The 18,306-nt window shown below is 53.6% G+C and carries 16 protein-coding genes; 15 read left to right on the plus strand and 1 reads right to left on the minus strand.

Translation table 11 applies throughout. The features are described 5' to 3' along the window. The first annotated feature begins 7 nt into the window (after positions 1–7). Positions 8–814: an EFR1 family ferrodoxin gene (locus B1H56_RS01655; protein ID WP_066520371.1), complete on the plus strand. Its 807-nt coding sequence runs from the start codon at positions 8–10 to the stop codon at positions 812–814. Between the two features lie 15 nt (positions 815–829). After that, positions 830–1,312: a hypothetical protein gene (locus B1H56_RS01660; protein WP_066520372.1), complete on the plus strand. Its 483-nt coding sequence runs from the start codon at positions 830–832 to the stop codon at positions 1,310–1,312. 48 nt (positions 1,313–1,360) lie between these two features. Here the strand turns inward: B1H56_RS01660 and B1H56_RS01665 are convergent, their stop codons facing one another. Then, the gene (locus tag B1H56_RS01665; protein WP_066520377.1) at positions 1,361–2,377 is read right to left on the minus strand and encodes a YeiH family protein; all 1,017 of its coding nucleotides are present in this window, start codon (positions 2,375–2,377) and stop codon (positions 1,361–1,363) included. Between the two features lie 134 nt (positions 2,378–2,511). On the opposite strand from B1H56_RS01665, the gene B1H56_RS01670 reads away from it, so the two are divergent. The 13 genes from B1H56_RS01670 (at position 2,512) to yajC (ending at position 18,262) form a co-directional block, all read left to right on the plus strand. Beyond that, positions 2,512–3,405: a LysR family transcriptional regulator gene (locus B1H56_RS01670; RefSeq protein WP_066520381.1), complete on the plus strand. Its 894-nt coding sequence runs from the start codon at positions 2,512–2,514 to the stop codon at positions 3,403–3,405. A gap of 240 nt (positions 3,406–3,645) precedes the next feature. Next, positions 3,646–5,925, plus strand: a complete 2,280-nt coding sequence (locus B1H56_RS01675; RefSeq protein WP_066520382.1) for an extracellular solute-binding protein — start codon at positions 3,646–3,648, stop codon at positions 5,923–5,925. 339 nt (positions 5,926–6,264) lie between these two features. Further along, positions 6,265–7,092, plus strand: coding sequence for a transketolase (locus B1H56_RS01680; protein ID WP_066520659.1), 828 nt, complete (start codon positions 6,265–6,267; stop codon positions 7,090–7,092). 4 nt (positions 7,093–7,096) lie between these two features. Next, positions 7,097–8,035 (plus strand): transketolase family protein, encoded by a 939-nt coding sequence (locus tag B1H56_RS01685; protein ID WP_066520384.1) that lies wholly within the window; start codon positions 7,097–7,099, stop codon positions 8,033–8,035. A 15-nt stretch (positions 8,036–8,050) separates the two neighbouring features. After that, the gene (locus tag B1H56_RS01690; RefSeq protein ID WP_066520663.1) at positions 8,051–8,533 is read left to right on the plus strand and encodes an ureidoglycolate lyase; all 483 of its coding nucleotides are present in this window, start codon (positions 8,051–8,053) and stop codon (positions 8,531–8,533) included. 25 nt (positions 8,534–8,558) lie between these two features. Further along, complete coding sequence (locus B1H56_RS01695) at positions 8,559–9,344, plus strand: SDR family NAD(P)-dependent oxidoreductase (protein WP_066520386.1); 786 nt, start codon at positions 8,559–8,561, stop codon at positions 9,342–9,344. Between the two features lie 65 nt (positions 9,345–9,409). After that, positions 9,410–10,402 carry a sugar ABC transporter substrate-binding protein gene (locus B1H56_RS01700; protein WP_066520388.1) on the plus strand — a complete coding sequence of 331 codons (993 nt, stop codon included), beginning with the start codon at positions 9,410–9,412 and terminating at the stop codon, positions 10,400–10,402. A gap of 146 nt (positions 10,403–10,548) precedes the next feature. Beyond that, positions 10,549–12,069, plus strand: coding sequence for a sugar ABC transporter ATP-binding protein (locus B1H56_RS01705; RefSeq protein WP_066520390.1), 1,521 nt, complete (start codon positions 10,549–10,551; stop codon positions 12,067–12,069). Then, positions 12,056–13,039, plus strand: coding sequence for an ABC transporter permease (locus B1H56_RS01710; RefSeq protein WP_066520392.1), 984 nt, complete (start codon positions 12,056–12,058; stop codon positions 13,037–13,039). Before B1H56_RS01705 ends, B1H56_RS01710 begins: the two co-directional genes overlap by 14 nt. Beyond that, complete coding sequence (locus B1H56_RS01715; RefSeq protein ID WP_121418957.1) at positions 13,036–14,679, plus strand: ribulokinase; 1,644 nt, start codon at positions 13,036–13,038, stop codon at positions 14,677–14,679. Before B1H56_RS01710 ends, B1H56_RS01715 begins: the two co-directional genes overlap by 4 nt. A 425-nt stretch (positions 14,680–15,104) precedes the next feature. Then, positions 15,105–16,583: a ribosomal protection-like ABC-F family protein gene (gene abc-f, locus B1H56_RS01720; protein WP_066520395.1), complete on the plus strand. Its 1,479-nt coding sequence runs from the start codon at positions 15,105–15,107 to the stop codon at positions 16,581–16,583. Positions 16,584–16,665: 82 nt separating this feature from the next. Beyond that, entirely contained in the window at positions 16,666–17,775 is a 1,110-nt protein-coding gene (tgt, locus tag B1H56_RS01725; RefSeq protein ID WP_066520398.1) for a tRNA guanosine(34) transglycosylase Tgt, read from the plus strand. 82 nt (positions 17,776–17,857) lie between these two features. Then, on the plus strand, positions 17,858–18,262 hold the full coding sequence (gene yajC / locus B1H56_RS01730) for a preprotein translocase subunit YajC (protein WP_066520400.1): 405 nt from the start codon (positions 17,858–17,860) through the stop codon (positions 18,260–18,262). Positions 18,263–18,306: the final 44 nt, after the last annotated feature.

Here is an 18,306-nt window from a genome sequence, read left to right on the forward strand (position 1 = left end):
AAACGTTATGAAGTTATGGGCCGTTTATTTCAGCGCGACGGGTACGACCAAAAAGATCGTCACCGCTGTTGCCCGGGTACTTGGCGAACGCCTTGGGGCGGAAAAATATGAATTTGATTTCACGCTGCCTGCCGCGCGGCGCGGATGGCCGGAGTTTAAGCGGGAAGATATCGCCGTGTTTGGTATACCCGTCTATGCGGGCCGCGTACCAAACGTATTGCTGCGGTACTTGGATACGGTTGCCGGGAACGGCGCGCTTGCCGTACCCGTCGTTTTATACGGGAACCGTAATTTTGACGATGCGCTGGCGGAACTGCGGGACATTCTCGTAAAGGACGGATTCATGCCCGCCGCTGGTGCGGCGTTTATAGGTGAGCATGCGTTTTCCCGCAGGCTTGCAAAGGGACGGCCGGATGAAAAGGATATGGAACGCGCAAAGCGGTTTGCGGAGAAGATATTTACCAAACTGGAGATGGGAACCGTTTCCGGCCCGGAGATTCCGGGAATACCGTTCCCTTACCGGGGATATTATATGCCGCGCGACGGGGAAGGGAACCCTATTGATATCCGCAGGGTAAAACCACGGACTGCGGACTGCTGCGGCGGATGCGGAATCTGTGTGGATGTGTGTCCGATGGGCAGTATTTCCCGTGAAAATGTGCGGGAATGCGGCGGAATCTGCATCAAATGCGGCGCGTGCGTGAAGGCATGCCCGAAGCACGCGAAATATTTTGACGACGAGGGCTATCTGTGTCATTTGCACCAGCTTGAGGAAGGACTTAAGGACCGGCGGGAACCGGAGCTATTTTTATAAAACGGGGGAAGGATTATGTTTGGGCATTTGGGATTTTCATATGTGGGACTTATTTTTCTTGTTTTGCTTATCGTTCCCAATATTCTATGGAGCAGGAATCCGCCCGAAGATTACGACAACAGCTTTGAACACGGTATTTTGATGCTGCTGGAGCGCATTGGACAGGTTGGCTGTTTTCTGTGCGCGCTGATGTTCAGCGATTTCAATTTTGCGCCCTTTACACCGTGGACGTTATGGCTGGTTTTTGCTTTCGCGGCGATGGCGCTCTACGAATTATGCTGGGTGCGGTATTTCAAAAGCAGACGGCGGGCGCGGAATATGTACCGCAGCTTTTATGGAATTCCCGTTCCGCTGGCGACGCTGCCCGTAGCGGCCTTTGTGTTGCTGGGCGTTTACGGGAAAATAATCTGGATGATCCTGTTTTCCATCATCTTCGGCGTGGGGCATATCGGAATCCATTTACAGCATGCGGAGGTATGCGGGGTAAAATTAAAATAAAAAAAGGACATGCGGTTCATTCAGCGCCTGTCCTTTTTACTGACGTTTTTACCAGATGCCGAGGAGGTGCTGCATACCGAGGCTTACGGCGGCAATACCGATCCAGCAGACGAGCCCCATGAAGATCGGCTTTCCGCCTGTCCTGACCAGCTTTACGATATGGGTATTGAGGCCGATGGCCGCCATTGCCATGATAATGAAAAACTTACTGAGTTCCTTGAGCGGGCCGGTGACGAACGCCGGAAGATTGAATATCGTTGTGACGACCGAGGCAAGGACAAAGAACAGGACGAACCAGGGAAATATTTTTTTAAAGCTGAATGCGGTACCGGCCGCCGCGTCCAGCTTTTTTTCTTTGCGCGTACGCACGAAGGCCAGTACCAGGGTGATTGGAATGATCGCGAGGGTGCGCGTGAGTTTCACGATTGTCGCCTGGTCAAGCGTATTGCTGCCGTGAATTCCGTCCCACGCGGCGGCTGCGGCCGTGACGGAGGAGGTATCGTTGATGGCCGTACCCGCAAACAGGCCGAACCCTTCGTTCGAGAGGCCAAGCGCGCCGCCGAGCGTTGGGAAAATGAGCGCGGCGATGACATTGAACAGGAAGATGACAGAGATGGACTGGGCGATCTCCTCGTCGTTCGCGCCGATAACGGGGGCGGTGGCTGCGATGGCGGAGCCGCCGCAGATAGAGGAGCCTACGCCGATCAAAGTGGAGATGCGCGAAGGCATTTTCATGGCGCGGTACAGGATGAATGCGAGAATAAGCGAGGTGGAAATCGTGGAAATAATAATCGGCAAGGACTGTGCGCCTAGCCGCAGGATCTCCGCCAGATTCATACCGAAGCCGAGGAGCACCACCGCCCATTGCAGGATCTTCTTGGAAGTGAAGTTGATTCCCGGCTGGAGGACCTCCTTCCGTTTTATCAGGAGAGCCAGGAGCATGCCGGTCAGGATCGCAAACACCGGCCCGCCGACCACGGGCAGAAGTTTGCCGAGAAAAAATGCGGGAATGGCGATCAAGAGGCACAAAATGATCCCCGTCCAGTTCGTTCTTAAAAATTTCATACCATTAACCTGCCTTAACTATAGATAAAAATTGTAAATACAAATATCATTATACTAGTTTAGCTGATAATTTAAAATTATATATATTTATATAATGATAAATATATGTTATTATATATAAAAGGAGGGATATCATGCTCGATTTTAGGATGGATACGTTCCTGATGGTGTGTGAGACCATGAATTTTACGCGCGCCGCGGAACGGCTCAATATTACCCAGCCGGCCGTATCGCAGCATATCCGTTTTCTGGAGGACTATTACGGCGCGAAGTTGTTTGCGTATCAGGGAAAGAAAATGGAGATCACGGAGGCGGGACGGCTTTTGCAGAGCGCGGGGCTTACCATGAAACATGACGTGATGTCTTTAAAGGAGGAGATGGGCGGCCTAGGAGACGGGGAAAGCCTTCGTTTCGGCGTCACGCTTACGGTGGGGGAATTTGTGATTCCCGAGCCTGCCGCGCGCTATCTGGCGAACCATCCGGAGGCAGCTTTGCGGATGGACGTATCGAACACCAAGGAGCTCCTGCGGAAGCTCGACGGCGGCGAGATCGATTTTGCGCTGGTAGAGGGCAATTTTGCCAAAAGCGAGTACGAGCACCTTGTCTATGCGACGGAACCGTATATCGCCGTATGCGGGGCGGACCATGCGTTCAGGACGGAGGTGCATAAGATAGAGGACCTGACCGGGGAGCGGATCATTGTGCGGGAAGCGGGATCGGGCACACGGGAGATATTGGAACGGTATCTCGAGGGGCGAAACCTTATGCTGGAAGACTTCGGGAATTTTGTCGAGGTCAGCAATATCGATGCGATCAAAACACTTGTCGGGAAAAATTGCGGGATTACGTTCCTGTATGAAGCGGCGGTGCGCAGAGAGCTATGCGAAGGCACTCTGAAAAAGATTCCGCTGGAGGAGTTTTCCCTCACGCACGACCTGACCTTTATCTGGCGTAAGGGGAGCGTGTTTTCCGAAAATTACAGGAAAATATTCCTTGAATTGCAGGAAGCTCCGGGCGCTGCGGGCTGAATGGAAACGCGGGCAGGACGAGCGGCCCGGGAAGAAAGAAATAGAGAGATTTGCGGTTGACTTCAACCTTTGTTTCCGTTATTATAAAATAAATGAAACGTTCAAAAAGTAATCAAATGATTGAAAATAACGAAGAATGTTTTAAAATAAGGAAAATATGCCGGATTTGGCGCTCTGATTGATTTTGAACAAAATGAGCAAAATCATTAATCGGCCGAAGGCGAACGGTGAGGGAGAGGTATGCCAGAGACATTTCAGGGGAATCAGGACAAGGAGCGGAAGCTGGAACGGCACAAGATTGCGACCATGCGCGACGTCGCGCGGCTTGCCGGCGTATCTCAAGGCACGGTTTCAAACGTTCTGAATGGTGTGAAGGGCGTAAGCAGCGATAAGATAAAGCGCGTGGAAGCGGCGGTGAGGGAGCTTGGATATGAGCAGAATGCCCTCGCCAAAAACCTGAAGACCAGCAAAAACGGAAATACGATCTATGTGGTTTTTCCCAATCTCAACGAACCGGAGTTTGAAGAGATATTCGATGCGGTAACCCGGATGGCGGAAGAGCGCGGTTTTTCCCTGAACGTATTTGTGTGCAGCGAGCTTCCTTACCGGGAGAAGCAGATATTGAACCAAGCGCGGATGTTCAACGCAGATGGAATCCTGCTGATTACCTGTCAACCGGAAAACGAGCGGTTGTTCCAGAAGCTGGAGAAGGGCGGGCACCGCGTTGTAGGGATGCTCCGCAAAATTGAAAACTGCGGCTTTGTCGGCATTGACGTCAGGGAGGTCCTGATAAAAAATATCAACAGGCAGATCGGCTGCGGGATCAAAAGGATTGCGATGCTGACGGGACCGCGGGAATATTCTTTCGATACGGCCTGCGTCGACGCGTACCTGAACGCCTTGTTTTCCGCCGATATCGAGATCCGCAACGATTATCTGCTGACTACCGAATATGACAAGGAAAGCGCGATGCAGCAGGCGGTCCGCCTCCTGAACCTCGAGGAAAAGCCCGAAGCGATTTATGTGACGAGCGAGGTTTTGGCGGAAGGAGTGCGCAAAGCGGTTGCGCTTACAAGCATTGACGGGAAAGATATTCCCAAATTGATTATCATGAAGAGCAGGCGGTGGACGGACACGCCGGCGGCAAATGAGGAAAGCATGATCCTTCCGTATGGGAAGATGGGAAAGATGGCGTTCGAGATGCTGGCGGGGCTGATTGGAAACCCGAAAGGAGGCGCCGAAGAGCGTCTTATAAAGCCGGAGGAAAAGCAGGAAGAGCTGTTGAAGCTGCAAGCCGGAAAGCCGCGGCAAGGACGTGTGCGGGTTCTTTTGCCGAACAACCATGCGGGCCGCGCGGTGAAATATCTGTGTAATGATTTTACGAGGAGCACGGGGATTGGGGTGCAGGCAGACCTGATAAATTACCGTGGAATGCTCGATGAAATCTGGAGGAGCAGCGACGGGAAATATGATGTGTTCGCCCTTGACGTGCCGTGGGTCAAAGAACTTGTGGTGGAGGGCTGCCTTGAACTGCTGGAGGATTATATCGGAGACGCTTCCCAGCTGCGGGAAAGGTTTCCGGGACAGATATTCGACGCCTATTCGCTGATGAACGGCCGGGTGTGGACGCTGCCCTTTAGTTTTACGACGCAGCTGCTGTTTTACCGCAAGGACCTTTTCGAGAAGCTGAAGAACCAGCGCCTTTATTTTGAGTGGTATAAGGAAGAGCTGAGGGTTCCGACGACATGGGAAGAATATAATAAGGTGGCCCGCCTGTTTACCCGGAAATTCAATCCGGATTCCGACACCCTTTACGGGACCTCGCTGTCCGGAAGGGTACCCACCGGAGCGACGAGCGAATATCTGCCGCGCATATGGGCGCAGGGGATCGACCTTTTCAATGGCGAGACGGCGATCAATGACCGCGAAAAAGCGGTGTATGCGTTGGAAAACTATATTGAATGCTATGATTATGCCCATCCTGACGCACCGGACTGGTGGTGGGATGACGAGGCGATGGATTTCTGCCAGGGAAATTCCGCAATGATGGTGCAGTATTCCGACCAGGTGACTATCCTGCGGGACAGGAATATATCGCGCGTTGTCGGCAAGGTGGGATACGATGTGGTCCCGGGGAACGCTTCCCTGTTCGGGGGATGGTCTATCGGGATGAACAGTCATTCCAAGGAAAAGGCGGCGGCGTATGAATTCATCAAATGGGCGGCTTCGGAGCGGATGTCGGTGGTGAACGCCGTATTGGGACGGATCATTCCGTATACGAGCATTTGCGACAGTACGGAACTTCTGAACCTGTATCCATGGCACAAGGAGACGTTCGAGGTATTTCAAGATGCGAAAAAGCGCTTTGCGCCGAATACGGCGGATGGCAGGTGTATTTCGGAAAATGTATTTGAAAAGATCATTGGCAGCACGGTAAATGAGGCGATTACGAAAAAATGCACGGCAAAAGAAGCGGTTGACAGGATGGATACGGAGATTGGGAAGATTTACCTGAGATAACGGAACGCGTAATGGCCGTTTCCCTTATGGGAAACGGTTTTTTTGTTACAAGAAAAAATTAAAATTCAAAAATAAAATTATTGACACGTTACAAAAATTATTGTAATATAAACTTACAACAAAGGCCAGCAGCCTTTTAAAAGCAATAAACCCCAATATAAAAAGAAAAATCAATAATAAAAAGACTGAATAAAAGCAAATAAAAATTATTTTGATACGATACAAATATATTTTAACGTTTAAATATATGCGGACAAATGGCGTGCCGGGATGACCGTCCCGCATACGGATGGACGCAAATCAAAAAATAAACGGCAATCGGCGGAGGGAGAGGACGCGATGGAGACGCAACGACAAAAATACTTGGAGGACAAGGCGTGGAAAATACGGAAAACCGGGCTTGAAATGGTGAAGGAAGCAAGGTCCGGGCACATAGGAGGCGCTTTTTCCCTTGCGGAAATTATGGCGGTGCTCTATTTTGAAAAAATGAAGATCGACCCGGAAAACCCGCAATGGGCAGAACGGGACCGGCTGGTACTTTCCAAGGGGCACGCTACGGTGGCACTGTATCCAACGCTTGCCCTGAGGGGATTTTTTCCGGCAAAGCGGCTGAAAACGTTCCGCAAGATCGACGGGTCGCTTTCGGGGCACGCGGAAATGAGGAATGTCGAAGGAGTGGATATGTCGACCGGATCGCTGGGCCAGGGGTTCTCGGCGGCGGTCGGGATGGCCCGGGCCGCGAAAATGACGGGAAACGGATGCACGGTCTATGCAATTTTGGGAGACGGGGAAATTCAGGAAGGCCAGATATGGGAAGCGATGATGTATGCGGGAGCGCATGGGCTCGATAACCTGGTGGCTATACTGGACTGCAATAAGGTGCAGCTTGACGGTACGGTAAAGGAGGTGCTGGATACAGGCGACCTCAAGGCGAAATTTGAAAGTTTTGGAATGCATACGCAAAGAATCGACGGACATAGCGTGCGGGAGATCGCGCAGGCAATCGACGCGGCAAAGGAGACGCGGCAAAAGGCGCACATGATTATTGCGGATACCATCAAAGGTAAAGGGGTTTCCTTTATGGAAGGCAAAAATCAGTGGCACGGAAAAACGCCGAGCGATGAAGAATTTGAGCAGGCTTTTGCGGAATTGGAAGCGAGGAGCTGAGGGGATGAAAGGAAAAATTTCTACAAGGGACGTATATGGAGACACGCTAAAGGAGATCGGAGCGGATGAAAGAGTTGTCGTGCTGGATGCGGACGTGAGCACCTGTACTATGTCATGTATGTTTGGGGAAGCTTACCCGGAACGGTTTTTTAATGTAGGAATCGCCGAAGCGAACATGGTTGGTATGGCAGCCGGTATGGCGGCGTTTGGGCTTAAGCCCTTCGTGAGCTCCTTCGCGATGTTCATAGCGGGCAGAACGTTTGACCAGATTCGCAATTCGGTGGCATACCCGGGGCTCAATGTGAAGCTGATCGGTACGCACGCCGGACTTATCGTGGGTGAAGACGGAGCGACCCACCAGTGCCTGGAGGATATGGCACTGATGAGGAGCATCCCCGGGATGGTGGTCATTTGCCCGGCGGACGGAAATGAAACAAGGCAGGCAGTGCTTACGTTGAACCAGTATGAAGGACCTGCATATCTTCGGATCGGCCGGGCAGCCGTAGAAACGGTTACCGACTTTGAGGCGTATTCATTCGAGATCGGGAAAGCGGTGGAAATGCGTCAGGGAAGCGACCTTACCGTTATTGCCTGCGGGATCACCGTGGGCAAGGCTCTCGAGGCGGCGAACATATTAGCGGGGGAAGGCGTGCGGACAAGGGTGCTCAATATGCATACGATCAAGCCGATCGACCGGGAAGCGGTCGTGGCGGCGGCGCGGGAGACCGGGGCGATCGTAACGGCGGAAGAGCACAACGTTATGGGAGGCCTCGGCAGCGCGGTCAGCGAGGTCGTGGGCGAATGTTGCCCGGTGCCGGTGCTTAAGGTCGGCACGCAGGACACCTTCGGGCGTTCCGGAAACGCAGACCGGCTGCTGGAGATGTACGGAATCAGCACCGGCGCGATCGTAAAGAAGGCAAAGGAAGCTTTGGAACTGAAATAGATGGAAGGAAATGCAATGAAAACAATAAAAGCAGAGAAATTGACGCGGGAAGCGTTCTGGGAATTTGGCACCTATGTGAATATCACAGAGCCGGAAGGAAACAGCCTGGGAGATTTTTTCAACGATAAGGGCCTGTTCCCAGTCTCCGGGGATATGCCGGTCGCCTTCTCGCCGCTCCTGCTGCACGGGGCGGATGAAATGGTCGTTACGATGGCGGAATACCATAATACGACGGGAGAGGGCATTATTGCCATGGACGATGATATCGTGATCCATGTGGCGCCGCCGACAGGGGCGCCGGTTCCCGGTTCGACACGGGCCTTTATCGTTCCAAAAGGGACGATGGTGATCTTGAAAACGGGCGTATGGCATTTTGGAGGTTTTCCGCTCCACAAGGACGCGGGACATGTATTGATCGTTCTTCCGGAACGCATTTATAAAACGGATTGCTGTGTGGTGGAGTATGCAAAGGAAAACCACATCAAAATCGAATTGTAAAAACATTTGGAATGGAGAAGGAATTATGAGCACAAAAAATGTAATGGAGCAGTTTTCCCTGAAAGACAGGACGGCGATTGTTACCGGCGGCGGGCAGGGCCTGGGCAAGTCTATGGCGATCGCCCTTGCCCAGGCGGGAGCGGACATCGTGATCGCCGCCCGGCGGGTCGAAACGGCGCTTGCGACGCAGAAGCTGATTGAGCAGGAGGGCGTGAAATGCACCGTAATCAAGGGCGATATGCGCAACGAGGACGATGTGAAAACCATGGTCGCCCAGGTAATGGATGAATACGGAAAAATCGATATCCTGTTCAACAACGCAGGGACATGGCTCGGCGACGACGCGGAGAAAGTGACCACGGAGGACTGGAAAGAGGTCATTGACGTTAACCTTACGGGACCGTTTATCGTCTCGCGGGAGGTTGGCAAGGTGATGCTTCAGCAGGGCAAGGGGAGCATCGTGAACATCGGCTCTATGTCCGGCTTGATCGTCAATACGCCGCAGAACCAATGCGCGTACAACGCCTCCAAGGGCGGACTTATCATGCTGACTAAGTCTATGGCGACGGAATGGGCGATGCGCGGTGTGCGTGTGAACGCGCTTTGCCCGGGATACATGCGCACGGAAATGAGCGAAGACCGCTACCAGCGCAAGGATCCGGCAATCGAACGCTGGTTCTCCATGACGCCCATGGGGCGATCTGGGCAGACGGACGAGCTGATGGGGATCGCGGTCTACCTGGCGTCGGACGCGTCCAGCTTTGTGACGGGCGCCGTATATCTCGTGGACGGCGGCTATACGGCATGGTAAGCCGGTTAAAAAAGAAAAAATTTTAGCTAAAACGCTAAATAAATAAAAAATGGAGGAAAATCATTATGAAAAAATTTTCACTGATCGCTGTGGCCCTGTTCATGGCAATCGCACTTGTTGCCTGTTCGGCAGTCACGACAGATTCACCGGCAGCTGCTGAACCGTCCGCTCCGGCTGAACAAAGCACGGAAGCTTCCGCAGAGGCGCCGGCGGCGGAGGGGGCGATCAAAATAGGCGTTTCCGTGGCGGACCAGTCTAACCCGTTCTACATTGAAATACTGGACGGCATGGAATCCGCAGTCCAGGGCGACGACCAGCTGATCGTAATGGACGCCGGGTTCGACGCGGCAAAGCAGATCACAGACATCGAGGACATGATCCAGCAGGGCGTCAGCGTTATGATGATCGACCCTGTGGACTCGAACGGAATCCAGGCTTCGCTGAATGCGTGCAAAGCGGCGGGCATTCCGGTTGTATGCTATAACTCGCCGGTCGACGATACGAGCCTCGTGGCGAGCACGGTTGCAACGGACAACTTCATGGCGGGCCAGCTGATCGGCGAGGCGCTTGGAAAAGCGCTTGAAGGCAAGGGACAGGTCGTGATGCTGACTTACAACGTGGCCCAGGTTTGCGCGGACAGGGCGAACGGCTTCAAGGACGCGCTCTCCAAATATCCCGACATCGAAATCGTTGAAGAGCAGGAAATCCAGCCCGGCGTCGATACGGCAATGCCGGTGATGGAAAATATGCTGCAGGCGTATCCGGACCTTACGGGTGTGTTCGCACTCAACGATCCTTCGGCAATCGGCTGCGCGGCGGCCGTTGACAGCGCGGGTAAGCTCGGCCAGATCAAGATCGTGGGCGTAGACGGTTCCGAAGACGGAATGGCCGCAATCAAGGAAGGCAAGATGTTTGCGTCGGCTTCCCAGGATCCGGTTGAAATCGGCAAGCAGAGCATCGAGATTGCGTACAAGGTAATCGCGGGTGAAACGGTAGAAGCGGACATCAAGGTCCCGAGCGCGCTGGTTACGGCCGAGACGATGGAAGCGGGAGAATAATTCAAATTCCAGGATACTGAAAATATCGAGGGTAAAGGGGTGTGCCGCTGTCCGTCCACGGTATGGCGGCACCTTTTCCCTCTATGCTTTGCAAAACATATGAAGCATATGGAAGATTTCGACTGATTGCTTTATGGAGGGCAGGTATGGAAAATGAATACTATCTGGAAATGTCGGGCATCAGTAAGACATTTCCGGGCGCTAAGGTGCTTGACAGCATTGAATTCAATGTGAAGGCCGGCGAAGTGCGTGCCCTGATGGGCGAGAACGGCGCGGGAAAATCGACCTTAATTAAAATATTGGGCGGGATCTATGACATGGACCCCGGACAGGGAACGATCCGGATCAACGGGCAGGAAGCCAAAATCAATACGGTACAGGATGCACAGCATTACGGAATTGGTATCATCCACCAGGAAATCAGCCTCGCGGAGAACATGTCGATCGCGGATAACCTCTTTATGGGGAAAGAAATCAAGGGCGGAGCGCTTTTGAACGACCGGGAAATGGTTCGCAGGTCGCAGGCGGTCCTGGAAGAGATGGGGCTGGGCGTCGACGCACGTACAAAGGTGCGGGACCTGAGCATTGCGAAACAACAGATGGTGGAGATCAGCAGGGCGCTGCTGTCGAACGCCAGGATCATCGTGATGGACGAACCGACTTCTTCTTTGACAAAAACAGAGATAGATCAGCTTTTTTTGCAGATAGATAAACTGAAAAAATCAGGGATTGCCATTATTTATATCTCTCACAGGATGGACGAAATTTTTGAAATAGCGGATTCTATTTCCATTTTGCGGGACGGAAAAATGATTGGGACGGATACGGTGGAAAATCTGACGCAGGACAAGGTAATCAGCATGATGGTTGGCCGCGAGCTTTCGGAGATTTTCAAACGGGACGGGAAAATAGATGTGGGCGAAGTTTGCCTGGAAGTCAAGCATTATTCCAACAAGAAAATTAACGATATTAATTTTTCCCTGCGGAAAGGGGAAATCGTCGGGTTTGCCGGCCTTGTAGGCGCGGGACGGACTGAGCTTGCCAGGGCGATCTTTGGGATCGACAAGGTGGATTCCGGGGAGCTTTACATAAACGGCGAACTGGTGAATATTCAAAATACACAGGATGCGATCAGGCATGGCATCGGGTATGTTCCTGAAGACAGGAAAACGGAAGGGCTGTTCCTGATGCACACAATCAAATACAACACCTCTATCGTCGTGCTGGATAAATTCATCAAGAATGTAGGCGTCAACAAAAAATATGAAAACGAGCTGACCGGAAAGTACGCGGACGCCCTCTCTATCAAGATGACGTCTCCGGAACAAAAGGTGCAGTTCCTTTCCGGCGGCAACCAGCAGAAGGTGGTCCTTGGGAAATGGATGGCTGCCGACCCGGATATTTTTATCCTCGACGAGCCGACGAGGGGCGTCGACGTTGGCGCGAAGGCTGAAATCTACCAGCTGATCTACGGACTTGCCAAGCAGGGAAAAGCCGTTATGCTGATTTCCTCTGAAATGGAGGAGATCATCAACCTCAGCGACCGGATCGTCGTTATGCACGAAGGTTCGGTGACGGGAGTGCTTGACAATAACGAAACATCAAGGGCAAGGCAGGAAGAAATTATGTGGTTTGCTTCGGGAGGGAAAGAAAATGCAAAAAATTAATGAAAACAAGATTGGAGCCGGCTCGAACCCGGTCGTCGTCTTTTTCAAAAATAACATGGGCATACTGATTGCGCTGCTTGCGCTTTGCGCGGTTTTGTCTATCGCGACGGACTCGTTTTTAACGGCAAATAACCTGCTTACCGTACTGCGGCAAATATGCATCAACGCATTCCTTGCGATCGGCATGACCTTTGTGCTGATTATCGGCGGGATTGACTTGACCGTGGGCTCGGTGGTCGGGGCGAGCGGCGTTGCGGTGGTTATGCTGATGGAAGGCGGCGTTGAGATCGCTCCGGCGATCATCGTGGCGCTCCTGTTCGGAGCGGCGATCGGCCTGATAAACGGCACGATCATCGCTTTCACGGGCATGCCGCCTTTCATCGTGACGCTTTCTTTGATGGGATCGCTGCGCGGGCTGTGTTACCTGATTACGGATGGGCGGTCCGTGGCCTCGAAAAACGAATTGTTTACGGTGATTGGCAACGGTTACCTGTTTGGAATCCCGATCCCGATCTATATCCTTGTCGTGACCGCGGTCGTGATGTCGATCCTGCTTTACAAGACTAAATTCGGCAGGCGGATGTATGCGGTGGGCGGAAACGAGAATGCGGCGCGTTTTGCGGGCATCAAAATCAAGGGCCTTACGGTCCGCGTTTATATGATTTCCGGTATCCTTTCAGCGCTTGCGGGCATCGTGCTTGCATCCCGGATGTATTCGGGCCAGCCGACGGCAGGCAACGGATATGAAGCGGACGCCATCGCTGCGGCGGTGCTGGGCGGTACGAGTTTCAACGGCGGGATCGGGACGATCGGCGGGACGATTATCGGCGCGCTGGTGATCGGAATACTCAGCAACGGCCTGAACCTGCTCCATATCTCGTCTTATGTACAGATGATTATCAAGGGACTGGTTATCATCTTGGCCGTAGGTTTTGATATCCTCAAAAACAGGAAGATGGCAAGACAATGATGGAAACGCCCATGAGCGGAAGAAATTATGTGCTGGGGGCGGATTTTGGCAGCGATTCGGTGCGCGCGGTGGTAGTGGACCTTGCGGACGGCTCTATGTGCGCGGAAGCCGTATGCACATACCCAAGGTGGGACGATGGTTTGTACCAGATGCCAGAGGAAGGGATTTTCCGGCAGCATCCGGCGGATTACCTCGAAGCGCTGGAAACGGTTGCCGCGGAAGCGCTTGGAAAGGCCGGGGACGGAGTGCGAAGGGCGGTACGGGGAATCGCGGTGGATACCACCGGCTCGACGCCGTGCCCTGTCGACCGGGCGGGAACTCCTCTTGCGCTTACAAGGGGCTTTGAAGAAGAACCCGGAGCGATGTTTCATCTGTGGAAGGACCGCGCGGCGGCAAGCGAAGCGGGAGAAATCAACCGCGTACTCTCTGACTGGCATGGACTGGATTATACCAAGTACCAGGGCGTCTATTCCAGCGAATGGTATTGGGCGAAGATACTGCGCACCAGCCGCTTGTCGGAAAAAATACGGGAGGCCGCATTTAGCTGGGTCGAGCATTGCGACTGGATTACGGGAGAACTTGCCGGCAATACGGACCCGCTGACGATGTACCGATGCTCGTGTGCCGCCGGGCATAAAGCGCTGTGGCACAGCGAGTGGAACGGACTTCCGGATGCGGAGTGCCTTGGATCGCTGGATCCGGCGCTGAAAAAAAACGCCCTTAATTTTGGCCGGAACGTGCGGCCGGCGGGGACGAAAGTTGGTACGCTGTGCGAAAAATGGGCGAAGAGGCTTGGCCTGCCGGCGGGAGCGGCCGTGGGCGGATGCTCGTTTGACGCGCATGCCGGCGCGGTGGGAGCGGGGATCTGTGAGCGGGTCCTCGTCGCCAATCTTGGGACCTCCGCCGTCGACATGATGATAGAGCGGGCGGAGCGCCTGCGGGACAGGCGGATGACCTACGCCTGCGGGATGGCGGAAGATTCGATCCTTCCCGGGTATATGGGGATTGAAGCGGGGCAGTCTGCCTTTGGCGACGTATACGCATGGCTGAAACGGTTCCTGATATGGCCAAGCGAGCAGTTTGGGGATGAAAAAACGAGAAGGGAACTGTCGGAAAAGCTGCTCGGAGAATTGACGAGGCAGGCGGAGGCTCTCGATGCAGGGAGCGCGCTGCCCGCGCTCGACTGGTTCAATGGCAGGCGCTATCCGTATGCGGATGAATTTGCACGCGGAGCGATCGCGGGGCTTTCCCTTGGAACTGAGCCGCCGCAGGTGTTTCAAAGCCTTGTTTTCGCCACGGCGTTCGGTTGGAAGCGGATTGTTGACAGCCTGAGCCGGGAAGGGCTTGCCATTGAAAAAATAATCGCCGTCGGGGGGATTGCGCAGAAATCCCCCTATGTGATGCAGACGATGGCGGATGCGCTGGAACGTCCAATTTCCGTTTCGGCGTCAGCGCAGGCCTGTGCCCGCGGTGCTGCGGTATTTGCGGCGGTGGCATGCGGGGCATATCCCGATATGTTTACGGCGCAGAAGGCGATTTGTGAAGGATATGTGAGCGAATATATCCCCGATGCCGCGCGGAAAGGCAGTTACGCGGAGGCGTTCCGGCGGTATTGCCGTCTTGGGGAGAACGCAGGATGAATCAGGGCGAAACGGGTGAGGATATGCGGAGGGGCTGGACCTGCGGCCGGGAAGAAAGACCGACTGCTCCCTACTTAGAATAAAAAAGACCGATCCGGCAGGCAAGAGCCGGCCCCTGATTTTTTTCGGCAGGCGGAAAAGGCCTTGACGGCCCGGCCTGCGGATGGTATAGTAGCGGTAATAAAAAGAGGAGGCAGTTTGATGCGCAATATTTCTTGCTAAAGACATTTTATGTTGGGAGAAAGGGATGCTTTGCATTCGTGGTTTCCCGTGCAAGAAATTACGTTTCAGGATTGCCGGCAGAGTAAGAATTGTTTGCGGTACCTATGACCTGCAGGAAAATAACGTATTTTCCTGCAGGTTTTTTCGTATTGGTCCGGTCTTTGCTGCAGGAGGGAACGGACGCCCGGAGGAGGGTGATGGCAATGTCGCAAATCAGCGTGAACGACCTGTCGTTTTGCTACGACGGCAGCTGTGATATGATTTTTGAACATGTTTCCTTTCAGGTCGATACGGACTGGAAGCTGGGCTTTACGGGACGAAACGGCTGCGGGAAGACTACTTTTCTGAAGCTGCTTATGGGAAAATATTCATACGGCGGTACGATTTCGAGCGCCGTAAAGTTTGAGTATTTTCCGTTTGAAAATGCCGACCCATGGGAATTTACAGGGAACGTCGTAAGCGGGATATGCCCGGCTATGGAAGAATGGCAGATTTCCCGGGAACTGAACCTTCTCGAAGTGCGGCAGGACGTTTTGCGGCGGCCGTTTGGAACGCTGAGCAACGGCGAGCAAACCAAGGTGCTGCTGGCGGCGTTGTTCCTGAAGGAAAACAGCTTTTTGTTGCTCGACGAGCCGACCAACCACCTCGATGCGCGGGCGCGTGATACGGTGGCCGGGTACCTGCGCCGGAAAAAAGGATTTATACTCGTGTCGCACGACAGGAATTTCCTGGACCTGTGTGTCGACCATATTTTAGCGATCAACCGGACAAACATTGAATTATTAAATGGGAATTTTTCCGCATGGCTCACGCATAAGGAAAAACGGGATGCCTACGAGCTGGAACGGAACAATCAACTGAAAAAGGAGGTCCGCAGGCTGTCCGGGACCGCCCGGCAGAAAGCGGAGTGGGCGGAGCAGGCGGAGCGGTCCAAGAAAGGGCAGCGTGTTGCCGGGCTGCGGCCGGACCGGGGGTATATCGGCCGCAAGGCCGCGAAAATGATGAAGCGGGCAAAGGCGGCGGAGGTGCGTACGGCAAGGGCTGCGGAAGAAAAGGCGAAGCTGCTGAAAAATATAGAAAGGACGGACAAGGTGGTTGTGCGGCCGCTTGCGTTTCACGCGCAGCGGCTGGCGGAGCTGAAAGACGTCCGCATCCGGTATGGAGGCAAGGAAATCTGCGGGCCGGTCGGCTTTTCCGTGGAGCGGGGAGAGAGAATCGCCCTGGTGGGGAAAAACGGCAGCGGAAAATCAAGCGTCCTGAAGCTGATAAGCGGGGAAAAGATCGACCATGGCGGAATGCTTTTTACCGCATCGGGACTCGTCGTCTCTTACGTTCCGCAGGACCCGTCCTTCCTGAAGGGTCCGCTTGACGCGTATGCGGAGGGAAGCGGGATTGACCGGACCTTGTTTCTGACGCTGCTGCGCAAGCTTAACTTTACGCGGGAACAATTTGAAAAGGATATGGCGGATTTCAGCGCCGGACAGAAGAAAAAGGTCGTGCTTGCAAGGAGCCTCGCCGAACGGGCGCACCTTTATATTTGGGACGAGCCGCTCAATTATATCGATGTACTGTCGCGCATGCAGATCGAGCGGCTGATCTGCGAATGCACGCCCACCATGCTGTTTGTGGAGCACGACGGCGCATTTGTGCAAAATATTGCGGACAGGTTTGTAAGCCTGTAAGTTTTTTGATAAAATGGAACGGACGAAGTTGGAAAAACGCGCAAAAGCCCGGAAAAGCGGGATTCGGCGAGCGAGGTAACGAATGAATTTTAGTTTTCAGGTTGAGAAAAAAGACGGGGGCAGCAAGGCGCGTGCAGGGCGCCTTGCGACCCCGCACGGCGAGATCAAAACGCCCGTATTTATGCCGGTGGGCACGCAGGCTACGGTCAAGGCGATGACGAACGACCAGGTTCTCCGCGCGGGCGCGCAGATCATCCTTGGGAATACCTACCATCTTTATATGCGGCCGGGGCACGAACTGATCCGCGAAGCGGGCGGGCTGCACCGGTTTATGAACTGGAAAAAACCGATTTTGACGGACAGCGGGGGGTTTCAGGTGTTCAGCCTCGGCGACCTCAGGAAGCTGACAGAGGAAGGGGTGGAGTTCCAGTCGCACCTCGACGGGTCGCGGCATATGTTCACCCCTGAGAAGGCAGTGGAAATAGAGGAGGCTCTCGGCTCGGACATTATGATGGTGCTCGACGAATGCACGCCTTATCCGGCGGACTTTGATTATACGAAGCATTCCATGGAGCGGACACACCGGTGGGCAAAGCGGTGCAAGGAGGCGCAGACGCGGGACGACCAGGCGTTGTTTGGCATCGTGCAGGGAGGGATGTATCCGGACCTGCGCAAGAAGAGCGCGGAGGAGATTGCCCGGCTCGACTTTATCGGCAATGCGATCGGCGGGCTTTCCGTAGGGGAACCAAAGCCGGTGATGTATGAGATGCTCGATGTGGTCACGGACACATTGCCGGAGGAAAAGCCACGCTACCTGATGGGCGTGGGCACGGCGGACTGCCTCGTGGAGGGGGTGGCCCGCGGGGTGGATATGTTTGACTGCGTATTACAGACGCGGATCGCGCGCAACGGGACGGCGTTGGTGCGCAACGGGAAGCTGGTGATCCGCAATGCGGAGTATGCGAAGGATTTCCGGCCCATCGACGAGGCTTGCGATTGTTATGCGTGCCGCAATCATACGCGGGCCTATATCAGGCACCTGATTAAGACAGGGGAGATATTGGGCGCTATTTTGCTTTCCATTCACAACACGAGGTTTACGATCCGCCTGATGGAGGAGATACGCGGGCATATCGAGGCGGGAACGTTTGGCGAATTCAGGCGCGGATTCATGGAAGATTTCCGCATATAAAGCGAAATAATGGTTGACTTGCGCGTGCTTTACCGATATTATAAATATTAGTGATTTTTGAATTTGAAAGGCGGTAAAAAGTATGCCAGTAAGTGATGGTGGCGCGACAAGCGCAGCCGGTTCCAGCAATATGATGATGATGCTCTTCCCGATCCTGCTGATCGTGGTGTTCATCGTACTGATTATTGTTCCGAACAAGAGGAAAGAGAAACAGTTTAAAAACATGCTCGGCAATTTGCGCGTGGGCGATATGATTAAGACGATCGGCGGCTTCTATGGTAAAGTCGTTATGATTAAAGAGGACCTCGTGACCATCGAGTGCGGTCCGGACAAGACGAAGCTGGTGCTTTCGAAGGGGGCGATCGCTTCTGTGGAGAGCTTTGAGGAAGGAAAGGAAATTCCGGAGAAGACAGACGCCAAGAAGGACGACGCCAAGAAGGACGACGCCAAAGATTCTTCCGAAAAGACCTCAAAAAAAGGGAAATAACTTGAGTTTCGGGATGCTGTGTGGTACAATACACGGGTAAAAGT

This window comes from Christensenella minuta (assembly GCF_003628755.1).
Lineage (GTDB): Bacteria > Bacillota > Clostridia > Christensenellales > Christensenellaceae > Christensenella > Christensenella minuta.